The organism is Lyngbya sp. CCY1209, from assembly GCF_055795065.1.
Genome location: NZ_JAYFER010000268.1, coordinates 1 through 3,986, shown reverse-complemented (window position 1 = coordinate 3,986; position 3,986 = coordinate 1). Strand labels below are relative to the sequence as shown.

Below are 3,986 nucleotides of genomic sequence, written 5' to 3'. Positions count from 1 at the left end.
CAAAAAACCGGAACCGATACAGTTCGATCCCCCTAAATCCCCCTTACAAAGGGGGACTTTGAGTCCGGATGTCAAACCCTCAAAAATTCGGGGACGCTTGAGACTCCCCCCCTTCGCAAGGGGGGGTTGGGGGGGATCGAGGGGGGCGGGTAAAAAACCGAATCTGAAATAAGGACAAATAACCTCTCCGTGTCCTCTGTGCCTCTGTGGTGAAAAATTTCCCCCACCCCACACCCTCCCAAAGGCCCATCCCAAATCCCTCCGGGGGGCAATTCGCAGCGATCGCGGATTATGATATAAATATGAAAAATGAAACAATTATGAAATCAGTCCATCTCGATGACACAGACTTTCCACCCGAGAAGCCTCATCCTCGCCGCCAGCCTGACGCTGGGGGTTTGGCTGTCCGGGTGTAGCGGAACCCAGATCGACCCCCCCCCAAATGGGGAAAATACGGCCGAAAACGCCCAAATAGCGGGCGATCGCCCCACCAACGAAGATGGCAAACCGAAAGTTCTGACCACCTTCACCGTACTGGCGGACATGGCCCGAAACGTGGCGGGGGACAAACTGATCGTGGAATCCATCACCCGCATCGGCGCCGAAATCCACGGCTACGAACCCACCCCCAGCGACATCGTCAAGGCCCAGGACGCCGACCTGATCCTGTACAACGGCATGAACCTGGAACGGTGGTTCGAGCAATTTTTGGGCAACGTCGAAAACGTGCCCGCCGCGGTGCTCACGGACGGCATCGAACCCGTCCCCATCGCGGAAGGGCCCTACACCGACAAACCCAACCCCCACGCCTGGATGTCCCCCCAAAACGCCCTCGTCTACGTCGAAAACATCCGCGAAGCCTTCGTGGAGCTCGACCCGGACAACGCCGCCACCTACAACGCCAACGCGGCAGCCTACAGCGAAAAACTGCGGGCGATCGACGAACAGTTGCGGCGGGATCTCGCCCAAATTCCCGAAAATCAGCGGTATTTGGTCAGTTGCGAGGGGGCGTTTTCCTATTTGGCCCGGGATTACGGCATGAAGGAAATTTATATGTGGCCCATCAATGCCGATCGCCAGTCCACCCCCAAACAGGTGCAAACCGTCATCGAGAAGGTGAAAGCCAGCGACGTGCCCACCATTTTTTGCGAAACCACCGTCAGCGACGAGGCCCAAAAAGAGGTCGCCAAAACCACCGGCGCCCGATTTGGCGGCAACCTCTACGTCGATTCTCTGTCCCCAGAGGACGGCCCGGTGCCGACCTATTTGGACTTGCTCGAATACGACGTCCGCACCATTTCCAACGGTTTACTAGCCGGCAGCAATACCCCCTAATTCTTCCCCTTAAAAGGACACACTTTAACTCCCCCATTTCAAAGGGGGGCTGGGGGGGATAAAAAACCAATTTACATACAAACAAACTATCTCTATCTCGAACCATGATTTCAACCACAATTCCACTTTTAAATATCACGGTCGATCGCCTCAGCGTCACCTACAATAACGCCAGACTCGCCCTGTACAACGCCAACTGCACCGTCGAACCGGGAACCATCACCGCTTTGGTGGGGCCCAACGGCGGCGGCAAATCGACGCTGTTCAAATCGATCATGGGGTTTCTGCAACCCACCGAAGGGCGAATTCGCGTCGGGGATCTGCCGGTTAAAAAAGCCCAGAAACGCCAGTTGATGGCCTATGTACCCCAGTCGGACGAGGTGGATTGGAATTTTCCGGTCAGCGTCTTCGACGTGGTGATGATGGGCCGTTACGGTTATATGAATTTGCTGCGAATTCCGGGGGCAAAAGATCGGCGGATGGTGATGGAAAGTCTGGAACGGGTGGGGATGACGGAATTCCGCCACCGCCAGATCGGGGAACTGTCCGGGGGTCAGAGAAAACGGGCGTTTTTGGCCCGGGCGCTGGCCCAGGAGGGCAAGGTTATTTTGTTGGATGAACCGTTTACGGGGGTGGATGTGAAGACGGAAAAACAGATGATCGATTTATTATTGCAGTTGCGGGATGAGGGACACACGATTTTGGTTTCCACCCACGATTTGGCGTCGATTTCTACGTTCTGCGATCGCACCATTCTTCTCAATCGGACTATCCTCGCTTCGGGCACGACAGAGGACACTTTTACGGAGGAGAATTTGGCTTTGACGTTTGGGGGGCGGGAATTTCAATGAAAAATGAAATTTGGTTTTTTTGTTGATTGCATCGGGTCTGGTTTTGTCGTCCCCTAAACTTCCCAATCATCTTCAGATGATTTCTGCTGTTAGCTTGGGAATTGATTCCCAAGCGATCCGGATTAGAAACCGGATTTCTATTACAATCTTGCAATTTTAACCCGAGATCTATTTAGAAACCCGGTTTCTTTCTTGAGACACCATTGAGTTTTTACTATGAACAATTTAATGACATCAATTCCGATTTTGAATTGGCTGGCGGAACCGCTGCAATATGGATTTTTGGTGAAGGCGATTTGGGTGAGTGCCTTCGTGGGGCTCATCTGTGCGGTGCTTTCCTGTTATGTTACACTGAAAGGCTGGTCGCTAATGGGGGATGCGATTTCCCATGCGGTGGTTCCGGGGGTGGTGGTGGCTTACGCTTTGAATATTCCGTTCGCGATCGGGGCGTTTGTGTTCGGGTTCGGGGCGACGGTGGCGATCGGTTATGTGAAGTCGAAAACTCGCCTCAAAGAGGATGCGGTAATCGGGGTGGTATTTACGGGGTTCTTCGCCTTCGGGATCGTGTTGGCGACGAAGATTCCCAGCAATATCGATTTGTTCCATATTTTGTTTGGGAATGTTTTGGGTATTTCTCAGCAAGATATCGTGCAAACGTTGATCGCCGGGACGATTACGCTGGCGGTGATTTTATTGAGGCGAAAGGATCTGTTATTGTTTTGTTTCGATCCCAACCACGCCCAGGCGATCGGTTTGAATACCCAGATGATGTATTATACCCTGCTTTCGGTGATGGCTTTGACGATCGTGGCGGCGTTGCAGACGGCGGGGATTATCCTGGTGATTTCCATGTTGGTGACGCCGGGTTCGATCGCGTATTTGTTGAGCGATCGCTTCGATCGTATGTTGGGAATTGCGATCGTCAGCAGCGTCTTTTCCTGCGTCTGCGGAACCTATCTCAGCTATCACCTGGATGTCTCCACGGGGGGTTGCATCGTCGTGGTTCTGACGCTATTATTTCTAGTGGCGATGGTCTTCGCTCCCAAGTACGGCATCCTGGCTCAGAGTTTCCGAAAACCCTCCGAAGTTTAGTCCCGTGAGGCGTAGTCCAGTAGGGTGGGTTAGGCGCGGCAGTAATTTGTCGGAAAAACCCACAACTTTTAATCCGCGCCGTAACCCACCATTTCTTTAATAAATCAATAGTTTCAGGTGCGTTAATGAGCTACGCTCGCAGAAAAAGGGTAAAATAAAAACAGGGCAGAGGGCAAAAGGGTAAGAGCGCTAAGGGCGAAGAGTCTCCGGGGGCGGACAGACGACGCGGAAACCGTTGAGGTCGAGGAGGTAGCCCGGGACGAACCAGTAGCGGCTGGTACAACGACAGTAAACAGGATCGAAGTACCACGAACCGCCGCGGAGCACTCGGGGTTTTCTCAATAATAAGTTAACTAAACCTCCGTTCAATAAGTTTACTAAATTATCAACATAGTTATCGTAGATATCTTTTCCATCCCAAACTCGACCATCCGATGGCGCACTCTTGTAGCTGTCATGCCAGGGGTCGGCGCACCACTCCCAAACATTCCCGTGGATGTCGTACAAGCCAAAGGCATTGGCGTGTTGAAACTGACCAACAGGGGTCGTTGTTTTGCGGTTGCGAGAGTAGTTGGCGAGGTCGGTGGTCAGGGTTTCACCGACATGAAACGGGGTGGTGGTTCCGGCTCGAGCCGCATATTCCCACTCAGCTTCACTGGGCAATCGGTAGGGTTTGCCGATTTTTTTCGAGAGGCGGGCGCACCACTC

Annotated in this window: 4 protein-coding genes; 3 read left to right on the top strand and 1 reads right to left on the bottom strand. The window is 53.0% G+C overall.

Annotated features, from left to right (window positions below):
- The first annotated feature begins 339 nt into the window (after positions 1-339).
- The 3 genes from AC0QHF_RS07630 to AC0QHF_RS07620 all read left to right on the top strand — a co-directional run bounded on the left by AC0QHF_RS07630 (position 340) and on the right by AC0QHF_RS07620 (position 3,278).
- Positions 340-1,335, top strand: coding sequence for a metal ABC transporter substrate-binding protein (locus tag AC0QHF_RS07630; protein WP_324703604.1), 996 nt, complete (start codon positions 340-342; stop codon positions 1,333-1,335).
- A 104-nt stretch (positions 1,336-1,439) separates the two neighbouring features.
- Positions 1,440-2,186: a metal ABC transporter ATP-binding protein gene (locus AC0QHF_RS07625; protein ID WP_324703603.1), complete on the top strand. Its 747-nt coding sequence runs from the start codon at positions 1,440-1,442 to the stop codon at positions 2,184-2,186.
- Between the two features lie 216 nt (positions 2,187-2,402).
- Positions 2,403-3,278, top strand: a complete 876-nt coding sequence (locus AC0QHF_RS07620; protein ID WP_324703602.1) for a metal ABC transporter permease — start codon at positions 2,403-2,405, stop codon at positions 3,276-3,278.
- A 189-nt stretch (positions 3,279-3,467) separates the two neighbouring features.
- Here the strand turns inward: AC0QHF_RS07620 and AC0QHF_RS07615 are convergent.
- The coding region (locus AC0QHF_RS07615) for a formylglycine-generating enzyme family protein (RefSeq protein WP_324703601.1) at positions 3,468-3,986 on the bottom strand (519 nt) is incomplete at its 5' end.